This is a genomic window from Streptomyces sp. JLBG701 (assembly GCF_058544905.1).
Map to the genome: position 1 here is coordinate 5,007,514 of NZ_CM178588.1, position 18,731 is coordinate 5,026,244.

19 protein-coding genes and 1 pseudogene are annotated in these 18,731 nt (G+C 68.5%); 12 read left to right on the top strand and 8 right to left on the bottom strand.

The window, feature by feature from the left end:
- Positions 1-39 precede the first annotated feature (39 nt).
- The 3 genes from AC5DRG_RS22870 to AC5DRG_RS22880 all read left to right on the top strand — a co-directional run bounded on the left by AC5DRG_RS22870 (position 40) and on the right by AC5DRG_RS22880 (position 2,393).
- A complete protein-coding gene (locus AC5DRG_RS22870) occupies positions 40-801 on the top strand; it encodes a GOLPH3/VPS74 family protein (protein ID WP_491812461.1) in 762 nt (253 codons plus the stop codon).
- Positions 802-1,083: 282 nt separating this feature from the next.
- Complete coding sequence (locus tag AC5DRG_RS22875) at positions 1,084-1,941, top strand: helix-turn-helix domain-containing protein (protein WP_491812462.1); 858 nt, start codon at positions 1,084-1,086, stop codon at positions 1,939-1,941.
- Between the two features lie 242 nt (positions 1,942-2,183).
- On the top strand, positions 2,184-2,393 hold the full coding sequence (locus AC5DRG_RS22880) for a DUF397 domain-containing protein (RefSeq protein ID WP_491812463.1): 210 nt from the start codon (positions 2,184-2,186) through the stop codon (positions 2,391-2,393).
- Positions 2,394-2,551: 158 nt separating this feature from the next.
- Here the strand turns inward: AC5DRG_RS22880 and AC5DRG_RS22885 are convergent, their stop codons facing one another.
- Positions 2,552-3,406: a hypothetical protein gene (locus AC5DRG_RS22885; RefSeq protein ID WP_491812464.1), complete on the bottom strand. Its 855-nt coding sequence runs from the start codon at positions 3,404-3,406 to the stop codon at positions 2,552-2,554.
- Positions 3,407-3,496: 90 nt separating this feature from the next.
- Here AC5DRG_RS22885 and AC5DRG_RS22890 point away from each other — a divergent pair, with 90 nt between their 5' ends.
- The gene (locus tag AC5DRG_RS22890) at positions 3,497-4,282 is read left to right on the top strand and encodes an SDR family oxidoreductase (protein ID WP_491812465.1); all 786 of its coding nucleotides are present in this window, start codon (positions 3,497-3,499) and stop codon (positions 4,280-4,282) included.
- A gap of 143 nt (positions 4,283-4,425) precedes the next feature.
- Positions 4,426-5,988, top strand: coding sequence for a sodium:solute symporter family protein (locus AC5DRG_RS22895; RefSeq protein WP_491812467.1), 1,563 nt, complete (start codon positions 4,426-4,428; stop codon positions 5,986-5,988).
- A gap of 76 nt (positions 5,989-6,064) precedes the next feature.
- Here the strand turns inward: AC5DRG_RS22895 and AC5DRG_RS22900 are convergent, their stop codons facing one another.
- Complete coding sequence (locus tag AC5DRG_RS22900) at positions 6,065-6,793, bottom strand: GbsR/MarR family transcriptional regulator (RefSeq protein WP_491812469.1); 729 nt, start codon at positions 6,791-6,793, stop codon at positions 6,065-6,067.
- Positions 6,794-7,019: 226 nt separating this feature from the next.
- Between AC5DRG_RS22900 and AC5DRG_RS22905 the strand changes: the two genes are divergently transcribed.
- From AC5DRG_RS22905 to AC5DRG_RS22915, 3 genes are read left to right on the top strand one after another with little or no spacing between them, the layout of a single operon-like run.
- Positions 7,020-7,694, top strand: coding sequence for a DUF4097 family beta strand repeat-containing protein (locus tag AC5DRG_RS22905; protein WP_491812470.1), 675 nt, complete (start codon positions 7,020-7,022; stop codon positions 7,692-7,694).
- 26 nt (positions 7,695-7,720) lie between these two features.
- The gene (locus AC5DRG_RS22910) at positions 7,721-8,692 is read left to right on the top strand and encodes an ATP-binding cassette domain-containing protein (RefSeq protein WP_491812471.1); all 972 of its coding nucleotides are present in this window, start codon (positions 7,721-7,723) and stop codon (positions 8,690-8,692) included.
- Positions 8,689-9,474, top strand: a complete 786-nt coding sequence (locus AC5DRG_RS22915) for an ABC transporter permease (protein ID WP_491812472.1) — start codon at positions 8,689-8,691, stop codon at positions 9,472-9,474. The genes AC5DRG_RS22910 and AC5DRG_RS22915 overlap by 4 nt, the downstream gene beginning before the upstream one ends.
- A gap of 27 nt (positions 9,475-9,501) precedes the next feature.
- Here the strand turns inward: AC5DRG_RS22915 and AC5DRG_RS22920 are convergent, their stop codons facing one another.
- The 3 genes and pseudogenes from AC5DRG_RS22920 to AC5DRG_RS22930 form a co-directional block, all read right to left on the bottom strand.
- Positions 9,502-10,617, bottom strand: coding sequence for an ADP-ribosylglycohydrolase family protein (locus AC5DRG_RS22920; protein ID WP_491812473.1), 1,116 nt, complete (start codon positions 10,615-10,617; stop codon positions 9,502-9,504).
- Between the two features lie 189 nt (positions 10,618-10,806).
- Complete coding sequence (locus tag AC5DRG_RS22925; protein ID WP_491812474.1) at positions 10,807-11,991, bottom strand: RNA-guided endonuclease InsQ/TnpB family protein; 1,185 nt, start codon at positions 11,989-11,991, stop codon at positions 10,807-10,809.
- 307 nt (positions 11,992-12,298) lie between these two features.
- Positions 12,299-12,478 (bottom strand): annotated as a pseudogene (locus tag AC5DRG_RS22930) (ATP-binding protein); the annotation flags it as partial.
- Between the two features lie 121 nt (positions 12,479-12,599).
- Between AC5DRG_RS22930 and AC5DRG_RS22935 the strand changes: the two are divergent.
- Both AC5DRG_RS22935 and AC5DRG_RS22940 read left to right on the top strand, forming a co-directional pair.
- Complete coding sequence (locus AC5DRG_RS22935; protein ID WP_491812476.1) at positions 12,600-13,412, top strand: helix-turn-helix domain-containing protein; 813 nt, start codon at positions 12,600-12,602, stop codon at positions 13,410-13,412.
- Positions 13,409-13,594 (top strand): DUF397 domain-containing protein, encoded by a 186-nt coding sequence (locus AC5DRG_RS22940; protein ID WP_491812478.1) that lies wholly within the window; start codon positions 13,409-13,411, stop codon positions 13,592-13,594. Before AC5DRG_RS22935 ends, AC5DRG_RS22940 begins: the two co-directional genes overlap by 4 nt.
- Here the strand turns inward: AC5DRG_RS22940 and AC5DRG_RS22945 are convergent.
- Complete coding sequence (locus tag AC5DRG_RS22945; protein WP_491812479.1) at positions 13,582-16,974, bottom strand: tetratricopeptide repeat protein; 3,393 nt, start codon at positions 16,972-16,974, stop codon at positions 13,582-13,584. The two genes, AC5DRG_RS22940 and AC5DRG_RS22945, sit on opposite strands and share 13 nt — an antisense overlap.
- A gap of 107 nt (positions 16,975-17,081) precedes the next feature.
- Between AC5DRG_RS22945 and AC5DRG_RS22950 the strand changes: the two genes are divergently transcribed.
- The gene (locus AC5DRG_RS22950) at positions 17,082-17,543 is read left to right on the top strand and encodes a prevent-host-death family protein (RefSeq protein ID WP_491812481.1); all 462 of its coding nucleotides are present in this window, start codon (positions 17,082-17,084) and stop codon (positions 17,541-17,543) included.
- On the top strand, positions 17,540-17,893 hold the full coding sequence (locus AC5DRG_RS22955; protein ID WP_491812482.1) for a hypothetical protein: 354 nt from the start codon (positions 17,540-17,542) through the stop codon (positions 17,891-17,893). Before AC5DRG_RS22950 ends, AC5DRG_RS22955 begins: the two co-directional genes overlap by 4 nt.
- Positions 17,894-17,933: 40 nt before the next feature.
- Here the strand turns inward: AC5DRG_RS22955 and AC5DRG_RS22960 are convergent, their stop codons facing one another.
- Together AC5DRG_RS22960 and AC5DRG_RS22965 are read right to left on the bottom strand one after the other, a co-directional pair.
- Positions 17,934-18,140, bottom strand: a complete 207-nt coding sequence (locus AC5DRG_RS22960) for a hypothetical protein (protein WP_491812483.1) — start codon at positions 18,138-18,140, stop codon at positions 17,934-17,936.
- 28 nt (positions 18,141-18,168) lie between these two features.
- Positions 18,169-18,726, bottom strand: a complete 558-nt coding sequence (locus AC5DRG_RS22965) for a hypothetical protein (protein ID WP_491812484.1) — start codon at positions 18,724-18,726, stop codon at positions 18,169-18,171.
- Positions 18,727-18,731 lie beyond the last annotated feature (5 nt).

The following is an 18,731-nucleotide window of genomic DNA, read 5'->3' on the forward strand; positions in this document are numbered from 1 at the left end:
AGGGGTCACCCTGTCATTCATCCACGCGGGGAGGCATGGATGGGCAGGAGCCGCAGAACACTTCCGGAGGAGCTTCTGCTGCTGGCGTTGGACCCGGCCACGGGTACCACCGCACAGCCGCAGTCGCTCGACCTTGGTCTGGCCGGAGCACAGCTAGTGGAGCTGGCGCTGGCCGGACGGATAGCCCCAGACGGGGATCGTATCGCCGTGGTGTCCCCACGGCCGACTGGAGATCCGACTCTGGACTGCGCGTTGGAGTTGCTGCGAAGGCGTGGCGCTCCGGTGCGGGCAGTCCACTGGATTGGCGGGCCGCGTCTAGGCCTACGCCAGACTTACCTCTCGCATCTGGAGCGGTGCGGCATGGTGCATGCCGTGGCGGGCCAGATGTGCGGAGTACTGCCGACGACTCGCTACCAGGCGAGTCAGACCGAGATCAGCCGGGAGATCAGGGCCCGGCTGGACTCCGCGATCCGCACCGGCGTACCGCCGGACCCGCGGACCGCGGCGCTCGCCGCACTGGCGCACGCGGTCGGCCTCGGCAAGCACCTGTATCCGGGTAATGAGGGACGTTCGTCCCGCTCCCGGCTGCGGGACCTGATCAGGCACGACCCCATGGGCGGCCTGGTGGCGCACGCCGTGATGGACGTCCAGAACGGTGTGGCGGCACAGCCACGCCGTAGCCCGGCCCAGCAACCGGCAGGCCGCCCGGCCGCCGCCGGAGGCAGGGCCGCACCGGAACCCGCTCGCGGTGTTCCGATGCAACCGCGCCGCGGTCCCATGGCGCGCGCCGTGGCCCACTGAGCCGCAGTCCCACGGCACGCACGACCCGTACTGCTGCACGCACCGACCCGGTTCGGGAGCCGATGGTCCGAGCGGGGTGGCGAGTCCTCACGGTCTCACCGCCCCGCTCGACCGCATGTCCGGGTCCGGGAATTGCCCGGGCCTGGGCCGAAATTGCCCGGCCCCGGGCCGAACTGGCGTGTACCCGCCGCATATCCACCGTTTCCCAGCGGTAATAAGCACCTTGGTGGCAGTCTGCTGAACAGCAGATACACATAGTTGCAAGCCGGAGGTGCACGTCCCGTGGCGTCTAGTGTCAATCCCACTGTCAGGCGACGCCGGCTGGGTCAGGAGTTGCGCCGGCTCCGCGAACTCAAGGGCATGACAGCCGAGGAGGTCGCCGAGCGACTCCTGGTGTCGCAGTCGAAGATCAGCCGGCTGGAGAACGGCCGACGCAGCATCAGCCAGCGCGATGTCCGCGATCTGTGCGGGGTCTACGACGTCGAGGACCACCGCATCGTCGATTCGCTGATGCAGATGGCCAAGGACTCACGCCAGCAGGGCTGGTGGCATTCCTTCGGCGACATCCCGTACAGCGTCTACATCGGACTGGAGACGGACGCGGCGAGCCTTCGGGTGTACGACCCCCAGGTCGTCCCCGGTCTGCTCCAGACCAACCAGTACGCGGAGGCCCTCATCGCGGGCGCGCTCCCGGAGACCGCGCAGGCGGAGGTCGAGAAGCGCGTCCAGGTGCGCCTGCGCCGACAGGAACGAATCTCCAGCCCGGAGAACCCGCTGCGCCTGTGGACCGTCCTGGACGAGGCCGCGCTGCGCCGGGTCGTGGGCAACCGCTCTTTGATGCGGGACCAGTTGGAGCACCTCGTCGAGCAGTCACAGCTGCCGCACGTCACCGTGCAGGTGATCCCCTTCGAGATGGGCGCGCACCCCGGGCTCAACGGCCAGTACGCGATCCTCGAGTTCCCCGACGCCTCGGACTCCAGCGTGGTCTACATCGAGGGCGTCACCAGCGATCTCTACCTGGAGAAGGCCAACGACGTTCAGAAATACGCGGTGATGTACGAGCATCTCCGGGCACAGGCCCTGAATGTGGATCAGTCCCGCCAGTTCATCGCGGACATCGCGAAGGAATACGCGCGCTGAGCGCACTCCGGCGCGCCCCCCGGGGGGAAGTGCCGCACAGTACACCTTCCCGGGTCCGGGATGGAAGACCCCACTGGAATATGCCATCCGGTCGAGTGAATAGTCGCTTCGCTCTCCGATGTTGGCGAGTAGCGTCGATCACGCCATCGAGACAACAACGTTGGCGCAAACCGCTCTGTGGGCTCGGAGACGAACCCGCGCTGCGGTGACAGCAACTCAACAACTGGCACTCCGGAGCAAAAATGGCAATTCGTCAGGGCGCCACCGAGACGTGGACCAAGTCCTCGTACTCCACAGGGAACGGCGCATGCGTCGAGATCAAGTCCCCGCTCGTCGCAGCGATGGCCGTACGGGACTCCAAGGTCCCCGCCGGCCCCACGCTGGCCTTCCCCGCACAGTCGTGGAACGCCTTCGTGACAGAGGTCGGCCGGGGGGCTTTCGACCTCCACTGATGCATCACGCTCACCCACAACTCCATACGCACCAAAGGAAGAGCCCTCTCGACCAGTTCGCCGTCCTTGCCGAGGGGGCTCACCCCTTTTTGAGGCTCGGTTCGCCTCCGGGGCGCCGCAGTGCCAAATTTGCGGCTACCGCCGCGTGGCGCCGTCGATCACCGCAACCTATCCACGTACCGATCCGTCCCGGGCACGGTCGGAATGAACGGCGCCACCAACTCCACCCTCCCCAGCCCCGATTCACTCACCGGCGCCTCCAGGTCCGCGAAGCACTCCTCCCAGCACTCCCGCGGATCCGCCTCCAGGAACCACAGCAGGGTCAGCCGCGTGTCCACGCCCTCGACCTGCTTCACGTACGTCATACGGTCGCCGGGCAGCGGTGTCGGTCGGAAGACGGTGACCATGGCGCACGGCGAGCCCGCCACCCGCTTCGGGAGGTGCCGGGAGCGCAGCCACTCCAGCAACTCGGCCCGCTGCTCGGCCGATTCACTGTCGATGACCTCGACGACGAGTCCCGCGTAGGGATGGTCGAGGGCGTGGAAGTCGCGCGGCCCGGCGGCCCCGTCGCGGTACACGGTCGCCTCGTGGTCCTGGAACGCCGTGAAGACATGCGTACGGTCCTGATAGACCCGTCCGTCGCGATTGAGCCGCTTGTTGATGCCGACGGTCCACTTCATGTGGTCGTCGTAGCGGCCGTCGGTGATCCAGTACGTCGAGATGTAGCAGCCGGCGGTGACGGGCTGGGCGATCGCCGACTTCTCCGGGTAGCGCAGGAGTTGGAGGTCACGGGTCGCGACCCAGCGGCGGCCGGCGTACATCCAGGGCATCGCCATCGCGCCGGCGTAGTAGTGGTCGTCCTCGTACCAGCGGTTGTACGCGTACTCATGGCCCGGGTGCGGCTCGACCATGGTGATCAGGGCGTGCCCCGGGCGCACTCCGTACGGACCGACGGCGGCCAGCTCGGCGTACACCTCGCTGCGGGTCTCCTCGGTACGGGTCTCCTCGCTCATGCCGTTCCCCTTCCTTCCTCTTCCTTCCTCCCATGGACGCCCATACTCTGACGCTCCGTCAGATAATCCACCAGAGCCTGGGAGGCCCTGATGTCACTGCTCACGGGCAAGACCGTCGTCGTCTCGGGAGTCGGCGCCGGGCTCGGTCACCGGGTCGCGGCGGCGGTCGTACGGGACGGGGGTGACGCCGTACTCGGGGCGCGCACGGAGGTGAACCTCGCGAAGAGTGCCGCCGACATCGATCCGGACGGGGCGCACACGGCGTACCGGGCGACCGACATCACCGACGAGGCGCAGTGCGACGCCCTCGCGGCGCTCGCCCTCGATCGGTTCGGGCGGATCGACGCGGTCGTCCATGTGGCCGCCTGGGACAGCTACTTCGGCGGGCTTGAGGACGCCGACTTCACGACCTGGCAGTCGGTCATCGACGTGAACCTGCTGGGTTCGCTGCGGATGACGCGGGCGTGTCTGCCGGCGCTGAAGGTGTCGGGGGGCTCGGTGGTGTTCATCGGGACGCAGTCGGCGGTGGCGGCTCCGTCGCAGGTGCGGCAGGCCGCCTACGCGGCCTCCAAGGGGGCGCTGACGAGCGCGATGTACTCGCTGGCGCGGGAGCTGGGGCCGTATCGGATACGGGTCAACACGGTGCTGCCGGGCTGGATGTGGGGGCCGCCGGTCGAGGCGTACGTGCGGTTCACGGCGCACACGGAGGGCGTACCGGAGGACGAGGTGACGAAGCGGCTCACGGAGCGGATGGCGCTGCCCGAGCTGGCCACGGACGGGGATGTGGCGGACGCGGCGGTGTTCCTGGCCTCGGACCGGGCGCGGGCCATCACGGGGCAGTCCCTGCTGGTGAACGCGGGTGAGTTGATGCGGTGAGACTTCCTACCTGATGTTCATGAACATGAACGCAGGTCAGTAATCAGAACTATTTTACTCCCTCTTGACCATACCGGCTGTTGTCGCCGCCATGTCATCGAACTCACGATGAGCGGGCGCTTCACGACCCTGGGAGGGAGCACATGAACGGTCTCGACTGGGCTGTACTCATCGCCTATTTCGGTGTGATGATCGCGATCGGAGTCTGGTCCCACAAACGGGTCGACAACGTCAGCGACTTCTTCACCGCCGGCGGGAAGATGCCCTGGTGGCTCTCCGGCATCTCGCACCACATGTCGGGCTACAGCGCCGTGATGTTCACCGGTTACGCGGGCATCGCCTACACCTACGGCGTCACGTCCTTCGTGACCTGGTCCTTCCCGATCGCCCTCGGTATCGCCATCGGCTCGAAGCTGTTCGCGCCCCGCATCAACCGGCTGCGCTCGCGGCTGCACGTGGCATCCCCGCTGGAGTACCTGAAGAACCGCTACGACCTCAAGACGCAGCAGGCTCTGGCCTGGTCCGGCATGCTGCTGAAGATCGTGGACGTGGGCGCCAAGTGGGCCGCGATCGCAACCCTGTTGAGCGTCTTCACCGGCATCTCCCTCAACCAGGGCATCCTCATCACCGGTGCGATCACCGCCGTCTACTGCACGATCGGCGGCCTGTGGGCGGACGCGCTCACGGAGTTGGGCCAGTTCGCCATCCAACTCCTCGCCGGTATCGCCATGTTCGTGGCGGTCGTAGGCAAACTCGGCGACCACGGCGGCTTCTTCGGCGTCTGGGACGAACCGGCGCTGCAGGGCCACGGCGAACCGCTCGTCGGCCCCTACGGCACCGTCTTCCTCCTCGCCTTCCTCTTCATCAAGCTCTTCGAGTACAACGGCGGCATGCTCAACCAGGCCCAGCGCTACATGGCCACCGCGAGCCCGAAGGAGGCCGAGCGGTCCGCACGGTTGTCGGCGGCGCTGTGGCTCGTCTGGCCCCTGGTCCTGTTCTTCCCCATGTGGATGTCGCCGCTGCTGGTGACGTCGCAGAAGACGGACGGCTCCGACTCCTACGCCCTGATGACCGAACAGCTCCTGCCGCACGGCCTGTTGGGCCTGGTCATCGTCGGCTTCTTCTCCCACACGATGGCCATGTGCTCCTCCGACGCGAACGCCATCGCGGCGGTGTTCACGCGGGACTGCGCACCCGTCGTATCGGCCAAGGCGCGGGCGTGGAACGAGCGTTCAGGCCTCGTGGCGGCCCGCGTGACGACGGTCGTCTTCCTCGGTCTGTCCATGGCGGCGGCCACCCAGGTCAACTCCCCGGCGTTCAAGGACATCATCACGGTCGTGATCAAGTGGGTCGCGGGTCTGATGGGCCCGATGGCCATCCCGATGATGCTCGGCCTGCTGCGCCCGTTCCGCCGCTCAGGACCGACGGCCGCGCTCACCAGCTGGTCGATGGGTCTGCTGGCCTTCTGGCTGGTCAACTACCCGATCAACTGGAACGTCGAGGGCGGCGTCCCGCTCCAGTACCAGGTGTCGGTCCCGCTGGCCGTCTCCCTGGTCCTCTACATCCTCATCGGCTTCCTGAAGCCGGAGGACACCCCGGAGCGCCTCGCGATCATCGAGACGATCAACACGGACGGCGACGACAGCGCGGCGGCGGCCGTCCCGGTGCCGGCTCAGGCGGGCGGGGTGGAGGGCCGAGACCGCTGAGAGAGCTGAGACCGCTGAGAGCGTGTCCTGGCGGCCGTCCTGTGCATCAGCAGGACGGCCGTTCTGTACGTGTACGTCAGTGATCCGAGGTCGTTTCGGGTTTCGTACGGAGGATCTCGCGGGCCTGTTCCGCGGCGCGGACGGTGCTCTCGGAGACGAAGGCGAGGAAGCGGGCGACGTTCTCCAGACGGGTGGCGGCCGGGGTGCCCGGGACGAGGACGTGGACGCCCTGCCGTGCGGTCTCGACGACCTGGTCGATGCCGCGGGCGCTGGCCAGCATCGACTGGTACCAGACGTCGTCGTCGACGACGTAACGCTCCCGCCGGCGTTCGTCGCGTTCTCGGCGGACCATGCCTTGGCCCTCAAGGAACGCGATCGCCTTGGAAACGGACGCCGGGCTGACCTGAAGGCGCTGGACGAGTTCGGACGCGGTGAGGCTGCCGGAGTCGGCGAGGGTGAGGCAGGACATCACTCGGGCCATCATCGCGGGCATGCCCGACGCCATCATGACGGTGGTGAACGCCTCCTCGTACTCCCGCACCGCCTGGGCATCCCGCCCGTAGGCCTGCACCGGCGCCTGCGGGTCCCGGGGTGCGGCCTGCCGGCGGCGCTGGGAGCGGCGTTCGGTGGCGCGGTGGGCCACCTCGGCGCGGTAGGCGTTGGGGCCGCCGTTGCGCATCACCTCGCGCGTGATCGTCGACGTCGGACGGTCGAGGCCTCTGGCGATCTCCGCGTAGGCGAGGCCGTCGGCCAGTCCCAGCGCGATCTGCTTGCGTTCCTGCTGGGTGAGCCTGCCTCCCGGCATCGCGGTCTCCTTCGTGGTGCGTGGTGTACCCGCCCACCATAGCGTTCACCTTCAATCCATTGCAACGAGCTGAGTGACAGCTGTTGCATTAAGCCGCAGCCCATTGCAACAAATTACCGCCATTCACCTGCATTGATGGCAATCGAGCGCAACGAGCTTGTTGCTAGATAAGTGAACGCAACGTAGCTTTTCCTTCATCGGAAACAACGGATCGAAGGAGAGCACGATGCTCAAGAAGTTCGACACCACCGCCCCGATCGCCACCGTCCTCGACATCCCCGCGGGACGTATCCAGTTCATCGCCGCCGACCGGACCGACACCACGGTCGAGGTCCTGCCCGCGGACGCCTCCAAGAGCCGCGACGCGAAGGCCGCGGAGCAGTTCGACGTCGCTTACGCCGACGGCGTCCTGCGGATCGCGGCCCCGGAGGCGAAGAACCAGTACTTCGGCCCCTCCGGCTCCGTCGAGGTGACCATCCAGCTGCCCGTCGGCTCGCGGGTCGAGGCGAAGGCGGCCAGCTCCGAGTTCCGGGTCGTCGGACGGCTCGGCGACGTCGCCTTCGAGGGCGCCTACGGCACGGTCAAGATCGACGAGGCCGCGAGCGTCCGCCTCACCGCCTCCGCCGCTGACGTCATCGTCGGCCGCCTGGCCGGCCCGGCGGAGATCAGCACCCAGAAGGGCGACATCAACATCGCCGAGGCCCACTCCGGCGCCCTCGTACTGCGCACCCGAATGGGCGACGTGTCGGTCACCGCCGCGGCCGGAGTCTCCGCCTCCCTGGACGCCGGCACCGGCTACGGCCGTATCAGCAACGCCCTGAAGAACACCGACGGCGCCTCGGCCGGCCTGACCATCCAGGCGACCACCGACCACGGCGACATCACCGCCCGCAGCCTCTGAGACGACCTTCCGAAGGAGCACTCCCCATGACCAACCTGGCCATCGCGGCGAACGGGCTGCGCAAGTCCTACGGCGACAAGACCGTCCTCGACGGCATCGACCTGGCCGTCCCGGAGGGAACGATCTTCTCCCTGCTCGGCCCGAACGGCGCCGGCAAGACCACCGCCGTGAAGATCCTGTCCACGCTCATCTCCCCCGACCCCGACTCCGGTGAGCTACGGGTCGGCGGCCACAACCTGGCCACCGATCCGCAGGCGGTACGTGCCTCGATCGGCGTGACGGGGCAGTTCTCCGCCGTCGACGGGCTGATCACCGGCGAGGAGAACATGCTCCTCATGGCGGACCTGCACCACCTGTCCAAGCAGGAGGGCCGCCGCGCCGCCGCCGAGCTGCTGGAGCGCTTCGACCTCACGGACGCGGCGAAGAAGCCCGGGTCCACCTACTCCGGCGGCATGAAGCGCCGCCTCGACCTCGCCATGACCCTGGTCGGCAACCCCCGGATCATCTTCCTGGACGAGCCGACCACCGGCCTGGACCCGCGCAGCCGCCACAACATGTGGCAGATCATCCGCGAGCTCGTCGCGGACGGCGTCACCGTCTTCCTCACCACCCAGTACCTGGAGGAGGCCGACGAACTCGCCGACCGCATCGCGGTGTTGCACGACGGCAAGCTCGCCGCCGAGGGCACCGCCGAGGAGCTCAAGCGGCTCATCCCGGGCGGCCACGTCCGGCTCCGCTTCACCGACCCGGCCGCCTACCAGTCCGCCGCGTCGGCACTGGGCGAGGCAGCCCGGGACGACGAGGCGCTCGCCCTGCAACTCCCCAGCGACGGCAGCCAGCGCGAGCTGCGCTCCATCCTCGACTGGCTCGACGCGGCCGGCGTCGAGGCGGACGAACTGACGGTGCACACCCCCGACCTCGACGACGTGTTCTTCGCCCTGACCGCCAGCACCGACGTCCCCAACCAGCCCAACCAGCCCAAGGAGACCGCCCGATGAGCGCCTTCTCTCTCGCCGTACGCGACTCGAACACGATGCTGCGCCGCAATCTCCTGCACGCGCGCCGCTACCCGTCCCTCACCCTGAACCTGCTGCTCACGCCGATCATGTTGCTGCTGCTCTTCGTCTACATCTTCGGCGACGTGATGAGCACGGGCATCGGCGGCACGGACCGCTCCGACTACATCGCCTATATCGTCCCGGGCATCCTGATGCTGACCATCGGCGGCACCGTGATCGGGGCCGCGGTGTCCGTCGCCACCGACATGAACGAGGGCATCATCGCCCGCTTCCGCACGATGGCGATCCACCGCGGGTCCGTCCTCATCGGGCACGTCGTCGGCAGCGTGCTGCAGTGCATCGCCAGCGTGGTCCTCGTCGGCGCCGTCGCCGTGGCCATCGGCTTCCGCTCCACGGACGCCACGGTCCTGGAATGGCTGGCGGCCTTCGGACTGCTCGTGCTCTTCTCCCTGGCGCTCACCTGGATCGCGGTCGGCATGGGCCTGGCCAGCCCGAACGCCGAGGCCGCCGCCAACAGCGCACAGCCGCTGGTCCTCCTGCCGCTCATCTCCAGCGCCTTCATCCCGGCCGACACGATGCCGGGCTGGTTCCAGCCGATCGCCGAGTACCAGCCCTTCACCCCGGCCATCGAAACCCTGCGCGGCCTGCTGCTGGGCAGCGAGATCGGCCACAACGGATGGCTGGCTCTGGCCTGGTCCCTGGGCCTGGCGGCGCTCGGCTACTACTGGTCGACGTCGAAGTTCAACGACGACCCGAAGTAAGTACGATGACTCGGCCCCGGACCCGGACTAGGCGCGCGGGTACCGGATCAGCCACCCCGGGGACGACCCGGCCGGCCCGTGCAGGGCGGGTCCCTGGGTCATCTCCATGGCGAAGTCGTCGGCAAGCACCAACAGAGTGGGACGGCCCTCCAGCTCGGCCAGCCAGGCCGGCGGGAGGGCCGTTTCGCCGTGCAGGGCACCGAGGAGCCCGCCGGTGAGCGCCCCGGCCGCACCGGACGGCCCGCCCTGGTTCACGGCGAGGCACAGCCCATGCCGTACGTCCTCCCCGACCAGCGCGCAGTAGACGGCGACCGCGAGCAGCCCCTCGGCCGTCCCCTCCCCGGCGAGCTCCTCCACGCGGACGGAACTGGGCATCCCCTGCCGTACGGCGCCCAGGGCGCGCTGGAGGCCGTCCGAGACCGGCTGGTGCCCGGGCCGGGCGGAAAGGAGCGCGAGCGCCCGCTGGACGGCACCGTCGAGGCTTTCGCCGCAGGCGAGCCCGTGCACGATGACGGCGTACGCGCCGGCCGACAGATAGGCGGCGGGGTGCCCGTGCGTCTGCGCCGCGCACTCCACGGCGAGCTGCATGACGAGCTGCGGCTCCCAGCCGACGAGCAGTCCGAAGGGCGCGGACCGGGCGGTGGCCTCCGGCCCGGCCTCGCCGGGGTTCTTGGGTGCGTCGAGGGTCCCCATGTTCTCGTCGCCGAGCCCGAGCAACAGGGAACGGGACGGCTCCCGGCGGGCGTAGAGCCACTCCTCCCGCGCCAGCCACCCGTCGTCCTTACGCCGCTCGTCGGGCCCCCAGTCGTGCTGGGTGGCCGCCCAGCGCAGGTACGCCCGGTGCAGATCGGTCGGCGGATGCCAGGCACCGGTGTCGCGGCGCACCTGGGCGCGTATCAGCCCGTCGACGGTGAAGAGGGTCAGCTGCGTGAGGTGGGTGACGGCACCGCGCCGCCCATGCCCGAAGGCGAGATCGACGACGCCTTCGGCCCCGTATCCCTCGCGTATCTCGTCCATCGCGAGCCCGTCGACGGGCGCCCCGAGAGCATCCCCGACGGCCGCGCCGAGCAGCGTCCCCCGCACCCTGCTCCGAAAGTCCTGCTGCTCGGACCGCCCCCAGACAGCCCCGGCTGCCGCACCCACCCCAGACCTCCCTGTCGTCACTCGCGCGTACAACCACATTACGCACACGCATACGACAGCTCAGCACTCTGACGTCCTCCCGAGCCTGACAGCCCGGGTTTCCAGGCCGGCCTGACGGCCCCCGGATTGTTCCTCTTTCATCGCCCACCGCCCCGGCTCGCGGGGTCTTACGCGGGCTCCGGAGGCGTTTTACGTGTCGGCCCGTCCAGCCACCACGATGCGCCGCCCTTCGGCGCGGAGGTTGATCTCGGCGTTGCCGTCCCTGTCATGGACGGCTCCGCAACCGCATTCCCAGGTGCGGATGTGGAGCTGTTCGCGGCCCTTGGGGCCGGTGAGCGCACCGCAGCGCGAACAGAGCTGTGTCGAGGGGAACCAGCGGTCGATTTTGACGAAGGTACGCCCGTACCTGGCGCATTTGGCTTCGAGAGTACGAGCGAACATGCCCAGCGACTGGTCGTGCAGGGACTTGCCGAAGCTCTTGGCCATGCCTTTCACGTTCAGGTCCTCCAAATACACGGCTTGGCTCTCGCGCGTGATCTTGGTGGTTTCCTGCTCGATGAAGTCGCGTCGCTGGTCGGCGATACGAGTATGGATCCTGGCTACGGCCAGCTTGGCCTTGCGCCGGTTGTTGGAACCCCTCTGGCAGCGGGACAGCTTGCGCTGGGCTCGGCGGAGTTTCTTCTCCTGGCGGCGGAAGAACTTCGGGGATGCGATCTTCCGGCCCCGCAGCACGGCGTAGGAGGACAGGCCCAGGTCGATGCCTGTGTCGGTCTCCTCCACATCCAGTTCGATAAGGGGCTTGTCCTCGGTCTCGACAACGAACGAGGCGAAGTAGCGGCCTGCCGGGTCCTTGATGATCGTGACCGAGGATGGGTCGCACGGCAGAGGCCGGGACCAGCGGACCCGCACAGCCCCGATCTTCGCCAGGTACACACGCCCGTCGTCGAGCATCTTGAACCCGTTCCGGGTGAACCGTGCCGCCTGCCGGGCAGACTTGCGCTTCTTCCGGGGCGGGTCCATCTTCGGACCCTTGCGGTCCCCACGGCGCCAGGCGAAGAAGTTCCGGTAGGCGGCATGCAGATCAGCCAGGGACTGCACCAAAACCACTGCCGAGACCTCGGCGAGCCAGGCCCGCTCCGGTGACTTCTTCGCCTGTGTGGTCACCAGCTTCTGGAGTTGGTTGTCCGTAATGAACGGCTCACCGCGCTTGTGTGCCTCGTTCCTCAGCCTGAGTCCGTCGTTGTAGACGACGCGGGCGCATCCGAACGTGCGGGCCAGCATGAGCCGCTGCTCGGCGTTTGGGTAGATCCGTTCGTTGTACCGCAAACGGGCGGATCGGGAGCGCGCGTGCGCGCTAATGTGCTGCTCAGCCATCAGGAAGCTCTTCTCTTCCTCGGTGAACAGGCCCTCGCTCGGGATTGCACTCCCGGCGGGGGCCGTTTCATGCTTGCAGTCGGCTATTGAGATCGACGATGCCCGATCAACTCACCGAAACGCCAGCGCGATTGATCGCGATCACCCGACCGAGTGACTCGCGTGACCAGGGGTGCGGTGGTTGACGGCCTGGGTGGGGCGGGGTGGGTTCTTTCTCCGGTTCTTTGTCTTTGGCGTCGGGTTCCGCCGGGTCATCAATCCGCCCGACCCGGCATCAACTCCGCGTACTCGGCGATCGGATCCGGGATCCGTGGGACCCGGCCGCGAGTTCGGCCACCACGTGCTCGGCGGCAGCGGATGGCTGCCCCCAGTCGGCGAGTTGACGTTCCGTGAGCAGACGGGCCAGTCGGGCGCCTCGCCGGGTCGCGGACAACAGCAGCGTGAAGTGCCGTACAGCGGTGGCGGCTTGAGTGATTTCCTGGTTCACATCACTCAGCGTGGTCACTTCTGTCTACCCTGAACAGCACTGACGTCGGTACGGAGCGCGACTGTCCGGGTACGTTCCGGGGTCGTCCGGCTCGTACCTCGTATGCGGGAGGGTGGGCGGTATGGAGGACGAAGAGGCCGCGGGCGTACTCAGGGCGGTCGGCCGTCAGATCAAGATGTGGCGGGAGGCCGCCGGGCTGCGACAGACGGAGCTCGGGGCGTCGATCGGGTACGGCGAGGACATGGTCTCGTCCGTGGAGCGCGGACGGAGGGTTCCGAAGCCCGATTTCCTCGACAAGACCGATGAGGTGGTCGGCGCGGGCGGGAAGGTCTCCGCCATGAAGAAGGACGTCGAGGAGGCCCGGTACCCGAAGACGGTTCGGGACCTGAAGAAACTGGAGGACGAGTCCGTCGAGATGGGGGCCTACGCCGCCCTCCACATCCACGGCCTGCTCCAGACCCCGGAATACGCACAGGCGTTGTACGCGATGCGGCGGCCCGCGTACCCGGAGGAGGAGGTTGAACGGCTCGTCGCCGCGCGCATGGCACGGAAGGCCGTCTTCGAGCGGGTGCCCCTGACGATGCTCACCTTCGTACAGGAAGAGGCGACGCTGCGGCGACCGATCGGGGGCAGAATGGTGCTGCGGCGGCAACTCGAACACCTGTTGGAGATGGGCAAGTTGAGGCACGTCGAGATTCAGGTGATGCCCACGGACCGTGAGGACCACGCGGGCATGGGCGGATCGCTCCAAGTGCTGAAGCTCCGGGACGGCAAGACGCTCGGGCACTCGGAGGGCCAGCTCCACAGCCGGGTGATCAGTGACCCGAGGGAAGTCCAGATCCTGGAGATGCGCTATGGAATGATCCGTGCGCAGGCTCTCACGCCCCGGGAGTCACTGGCCTTCATCGAGAAAGTCATGGGAGAAGAGACATGACCCCCGAGCTGAACTGGTTCAAGAGCAGCTACAGCAGCAACGACGGCCCCGAGTGCGTCGAGGTGGCCATATCCTCCGCCGACGCCACCGTCCGCGTACGCGACTCCAAGGACAAGGCGGGCGCGCGGCTCGCGTTCGCGGACGGCTCCTGGGCGGCCTTCGTCGAGGCCTACTCCGCATAGCGGGCCTGAAAGGCGTCGCGGGCTGCAGTGACGCGGGCCAGGCGCGGGCCGAAGAGGGCCGGGTCGGCATGGGGGCTGCGCGCCAGGAGAGTCAGCCGGAGGGCCAGGTCGGCCAGGTCTTCCCAGTCGTGGTCCAGGGCCAGCCCTTCGGAGAGCAGCGAGTCGGCCCGCGGCCAGTCGCCTGTGGCCCAACTGACCAGCACTTGCGCGAATTTGACCGAAGCGTCGGCATCCGCGTCCGCTGACGGCATGGGACTCAGCAGAGGCTCGACCGCAGTCAAGTCTCCTGGCAGACTCTGCAACAAGGCTACAAATCGCTGGCTCACGAAGTTCACAGGTGCCAGCAGATCACCAACGTTCCGCGCGCGTTGCAACCGATCGGTCTCGGTGTCGACGTACCAGGCGGCCATCACCGTCTCCGTGTCGCCCCGCCGCTCCGCGGTCGCCCCCAGGTCGTCCAGCAGTCGCCGAGCCTCGTCATAGCGCCCGCACCACAACAACACCTCGGCGGTTCTCCGGGTCGCCCACGCGGGCTCCTCTCCTCGCTCCACGCACTGAGCGAGGTCGGCGAGGGCCTGCGGAAGCCGCCCGACGGCTATGCACGCCTTCGCTCGGGTGACGTACAGGTTCGCCTCGTCCGGGCGGAGGGAGATCGCCCGGTCCAGGTCCGTAAGCGCTGCGAAGTACTGTCCCCGGCTCAGGCGCACCACGCCCCTGCCCGTCAACAGGGTCACGTCGTCCGGGTCGAGTTGCAGCGCCCGGTCGAGCTCGGCGACCGCCGCTTCGTCCCTGCTCAGCGCGGCCAGAGTCACCATCTTCAACTTGCCCCAGGCTAGGTCGGGTTCGCGCCCCAGCCCACGGCCGAAGTCCGCGAACGCCTCCAGATAGCGGCCAGCTCTCTGGTAGGCGACGGCTCGCTGCCTCAGCGCCCATGTACCCGTCCCGTCCGCCGACACAGCCCGGTCTAGATCCGCGAACATGCCGTCCTCGTCGCCCAGTTCACCTCGCAGAATGGCGCGCTGGACCAGTGCCCACGGGTACTCGGGAAGCAGCTCGATCGCACGGTCGTAGGCCGCCCGCGCCTCCCCGTGGCGTCCCAGGCGCGCGAGCGCGTATCCGCGACCGGCGTGTGCGGAGTAGTAGTCGGGATCAAGCTCACAGGCCCGCCCGAGTTCCTCGGCGGCCTCCTCGTCCCTGCCCACCAGCCGGTAGGCGTCACCCCGTTCGGAGGCGATCCACGCACTGTCAGGAGCGATCTCCACCGCCCGGTCCAGGTCGGCGAACGATTCCTCAAGCCGCCTCTGATCCCGGTACAGCTCCGCCCGGTGCACCAGAGCCCACAGGTACTCCGGGTCGTTCTCCAACGCCTCGTCGAAGTCGGCGAGCGCTCCTTCGTCGTCCCCTAGGCAGTGCTTGCTCTGCCCCCTGCTCGCCACGGCCAGCTTGTGTCCGGGATCCAGGTCGAGAACGCGGTCGTAGGACGCCACCGCATCCTCGTAGCGAGCCATGCCCTGCAGGATGACTCCTCGCAGGCCGAGGATCTGCACAGTGCCGGGGCTCAGCGCGTCGGCACGATCCGCGTCGGCCAGGGCGGCCACGAGATCGCCCCGCCCCCGACGGACGAGGGCCCGCCCCTGATACGCCTCGGCCGAAGTCGGGGCCAGGGCGATGGCCCGGTCGTACTCGGCGAGCGCCCGCTCCGGCTTCCCCGCCCACCGCAGTTCGTGCCCCCGTACACAGTGCGCCTCGGCGCGCCCGGGTGCATCGAGGCCCGCCCTGTTCAGCAGCAGCCCCAGAACCGGCAGCACTCCCTCCGACTCGTCCGAGAGCGCCACGAAAAGGTCGTGACCCCACACCAGGACCGTCTCCGCGTCCGCTTGTTCTCCCGCATCGGAGAGCGTCTGCGCGCAACCGCGTACCGCTGCCGCGCCTGCACGGCAGGCGCCGACCACATCCCTGAGTACCTGGGTCAGCGCGGTCTGAGGCCTGGCGCACAGCAGGTGGTACGACTCCTCGATCCGCAGCTGGCTCCAGGGGGCGTCGGACCACAACTCGTCTGGTTCCAGGCCCTCTTCCGCCTCGGCGCGCCACTGCCCGTACACCTCCGCGAGCCGCGCGTGCCCCGCCGCCCAACTCCGTGGTGACCGTGTCCGCTGAAGCCGGAGCATGGCGGTGCGCACGACGTCGTGGTAGCGGATCCGGCCCGAGTCCTCGCCGACGAAGGGCAGACCTCGCAGCCACTCGTACGACCCCTCGGGCCCCTCTTCGACCACCACCCGGAACACGTCCGCGTTCAACCACCGAGGCACCGCGCACGCGAGCGCCGCATCCCGGCGCGCCGGATCACGCTCCCACTTGAGGAAGCGTTCCACGGCGGTGGCGGTGGGGTCGTCCACCGCCACCGGGTTCTGGGCAAGCATCGACACGAGCACGGGAAGCCCATCGGACAGCCGCAGCACCTCCCGTACGGCGTCCTCATCCACCACCCGCTTCGCTGCGAGGAGTTGCCGAGCCTCGGATTCCGTGAACGGCTCCAGGCCGACCTCGGTGACGAACCCGGCGTAGTCCGCCCAGCGGACGGGGTCGGGGCCGTGCTGGCCGGCCAGCGTGACGACCACGTTCGCGGGCAGCGCGCCGTACCGGTCCGTCGTGATCAGGTCCAGGACCCAGGCATCGAGGAAGGGCGCTGTCCTCTCGTATGTGTCGAAGAAGAGCGCGATCCAGGGGACTTCGGAGGCGACTCTGTCCAGTTCCGAGACGAAGACCGGGCTCAAGGCCTTCAGCGGCTCCAGGACCAACTGCACGTCGTCGTGATTCCGAAAACGGGCGCTCAGCGCGGACCTCAAGCGGTCTGTGCTGTGGGCGACTTGAGCCGGGTCGATCGCTCCGGTGAACGCACCCACCCCCGGCACCATGCCCAGTCCGATCAGCCCGGCCTGGGCCACGGTCATGCTGCCCGCCGAGGGCGGCACGGATGTATCGGGGTGCGGGCCGGTTTCCGGCGCGCCCGATGCCGTATCCGCCTCGTGGCGGCGCTGACGGTAGGTGGCGAGGAGCTTGTCGAAAGCCTTCAACTCGGCGCCCTGCTTGGCGAACTGAGCGCTGATCGCCGCCATCGCCTCCGGCACACTGTTCACTGTCTCGTCCGTGCGAGCGGTGAGCGCCTCGCGCTGCGCGGCCACGACCTCAAGCTCTCTGACCAGTGAGGATTTGCCGACGCCCGCCGCGCCATGAATGTGGAAGACGAAACTGTGCCGTTCATCCTCCGGCGAGATGTCGAAGTTGGCGCGGAACAGGTCGAGCTCGCTACGGCGGCCGACGAAACCCGCGCGCTTGCGCCGTCCGATCAGCTCCTGCATCGACAGCCGCGTCGGCCTCATCCGCTCCACCCCCATGGCTCATCCGTTTGAAGTCTGGCAGAGGTCTGAGCTCCCAGGCAGCCCCTCATCGATTGACTTCGGAATACGTTCCGAAGTACCGTCGGCTCATGTCCACTCCCACGGTCGCCTTCTCCGAGCTCTCGAAGAATTCGAAGCGTGTCGCCGAGACGCTCGACCGGGCTCAGCGCGTCCACATCACGCGTCGGGACGGCGAGGACCTCTACCTGACGACGGCACGCCACGACCAGCAGCGCGAGGAGACGGCGGACATCACGGCCCGCCTGCTCGCCGCCCTCGTGCGCAGCGATGCCGGTGAGCGGGCCATACTGCGGGCGCTCCCCTCGGTCTTCCCGTGGGTCCGTCATCTGTCGGCGGACGAGCTGAAGCAGTTCGTGGCCGAGCTCATCGACGCCACGCACGACGCGGCCCAGCTGGACGTCCACGTCAATCTCCACCGAGTCGTCGTCGAATGGCGCGCGACGGCACGTATCCTCGCCGACCCCGAGCTCACCGCGCAGCTCACCCGCCGACTGCCGGACGAGGACCACGGCGAGGTGACCGCCCCGTGAGCCCGAAGCGTGGCGACGACGTCGCCCCACCGGCGGTGAACGAGGAATGGCGCCTGCGATTCGCGACGAACGAGGCGGCCAAAGGATGGGGCGAGCTGGGCGCGGAGGCGCCGGGGAACACACGGCGCTGCTTCGAGGCACTGCGCAGCGCCCCCATGTCCCGGGCGGATCCCGACCGTCAGCACCGGCTGCGCGGTCGTCTGGCCACGGGCAACCTCGGCGGTCAGGAGTATCCCCAGTGGGAGTACGAGGTGACAGCGGGCGGTCGTGTGCGTTACCTCGTCGACGAAGCGCGGCACACCGTCCACCTCGTGTACGCGTCCACCCGCCATCCCAAGGACACCGAGTAGCTCCTGGCGCCCGTACGGACAGCTCCGACTACCTGCCGTCCTAGCTGTCGTCCCCCATCGACTGGCTGGAGCCGTTCGACCCCCGCCCGCTCTTCCGGCCGAGCACGCTCACCAGCTCGCCCGTCACCACGGTCACCTTCGCCACCCCACGCACCCAGCGCGGGGCGTCACCTCGGGCAGCCAGGAAGACGCAGACGCAGCCTCCGATGACCAGCACCAGGACGGCGGACAGGACGAGTACGGCCATGGTTATTCCCCAACCCTAAGTACACGCATTACTCGACGACCGTCACCTTCGTGCCCGCCGACCCGAACGTCCACAGCGCCGAACCGTCCGCCACCCGCATCCGTATGCCGCCCGTCTGCGTGCCGGAGGCCGGTGGTGGCGAGGAGCCGTCCACCGCGTTGGAGAAGGCGATGTTGAGGCCGGACTTGGTGGCGAAGTACACGACGTGCTCGATCTCCACGCCGTCGGAGCCGGTCGTGGCGTCCCGGCGTGACGCGACCGCATAGGTGCCCGGGTCCGGGCTCACCGTCCCCGGCCACACCGAAAAGCTGCGGCGGGTCGCCTCGCTCGCGTCGACCAGCCACACCCGCCGCTGCCCGAGGGAGTAGACGACGCGCCGCCCGGTACCGGAACCGTCCGGCACCGCGGCGGACGTCGACTTCGTGGGCGAGGCAGAGGGCCGCACGGACGCCGACGCGCTCGGGCGGGCGGCCGTGGACTCGGGCTTGGCACCCTTGTCCGCCTGTACGGCGAGGGCGGCGACCACGGCGATCGCTCCCACCGTCAGACCGGTCACCCAGACCTTCGGGGCAGGCACGGCACGCATCTCCT

Excerpts from the sequence above, each read along its gene's own strand:
- AC5DRG_RS22870 (WP_491812461.1), top strand. The coding sequence starts at position 40 with ATGGGCAGGAGCCGCAGAACACTTCCGGAGGAGCTTCTGCTGCTGGCG.
- AC5DRG_RS22880 (WP_491812463.1), top strand. The coding sequence starts at position 2,184 with ATGGCAATTCGTCAGGGCGCCACCGAGACGTGGACCAAGTCCTCGTAC.
- AC5DRG_RS22885 (WP_491812464.1), bottom strand. The coding sequence starts at position 3,406 with ATGAGCGAGGAGACCCGTACCGAGGAGACCCGCAGCGAGGTGTACGCC.
- AC5DRG_RS22890 (WP_491812465.1), top strand. The coding sequence starts at position 3,497 with ATGTCACTGCTCACGGGCAAGACCGTCGTCGTCTCGGGAGTCGGCGCC.
- AC5DRG_RS22895 (WP_491812467.1), top strand. The coding sequence starts at position 4,426 with ATGAACGGTCTCGACTGGGCTGTACTCATCGCCTATTTCGGTGTGATG.
- AC5DRG_RS22900 (WP_491812469.1), bottom strand. The coding sequence starts at position 6,793 with ATGCCGGGAGGCAGGCTCACCCAGCAGGAACGCAAGCAGATCGCGCTG.
- AC5DRG_RS22905 (WP_491812470.1), top strand. The coding sequence starts at position 7,020 with ATGCTCAAGAAGTTCGACACCACCGCCCCGATCGCCACCGTCCTCGAC.
- AC5DRG_RS22910 (WP_491812471.1), top strand. The coding sequence starts at position 7,721 with ATGACCAACCTGGCCATCGCGGCGAACGGGCTGCGCAAGTCCTACGGC.
- AC5DRG_RS22915 (WP_491812472.1), top strand. The coding sequence starts at position 8,689 with ATGAGCGCCTTCTCTCTCGCCGTACGCGACTCGAACACGATGCTGCGC.
- AC5DRG_RS22925 (WP_491812474.1), bottom strand. The coding sequence starts at position 11,991 with ATGGCTGAGCAGCACATTAGCGCGCACGCGCGCTCCCGATCCGCCCGT.
- AC5DRG_RS22935 (WP_491812476.1), top strand. The coding sequence starts at position 12,600 with ATGGAGGACGAAGAGGCCGCGGGCGTACTCAGGGCGGTCGGCCGTCAG.
- AC5DRG_RS22940 (WP_491812478.1), top strand. The coding sequence starts at position 13,409 with ATGACCCCCGAGCTGAACTGGTTCAAGAGCAGCTACAGCAGCAACGAC.
- AC5DRG_RS22945 (WP_491812479.1), bottom strand. The coding sequence starts at position 16,974 with ATGAGGCCGACGCGGCTGTCGATGCAGGAGCTGATCGGACGGCGCAAG.
- AC5DRG_RS22950 (WP_491812481.1), top strand. The coding sequence starts at position 17,082 with ATGTCCACTCCCACGGTCGCCTTCTCCGAGCTCTCGAAGAATTCGAAG.
- AC5DRG_RS22960 (WP_491812483.1), bottom strand. The coding sequence starts at position 18,140 with ATGGCCGTACTCGTCCTGTCCGCCGTCCTGGTGCTGGTCATCGGAGGC.
- AC5DRG_RS22965 (WP_491812484.1), bottom strand. The coding sequence starts at position 18,726 with ATGCGTGCCGTGCCTGCCCCGAAGGTCTGGGTGACCGGTCTGACGGTG.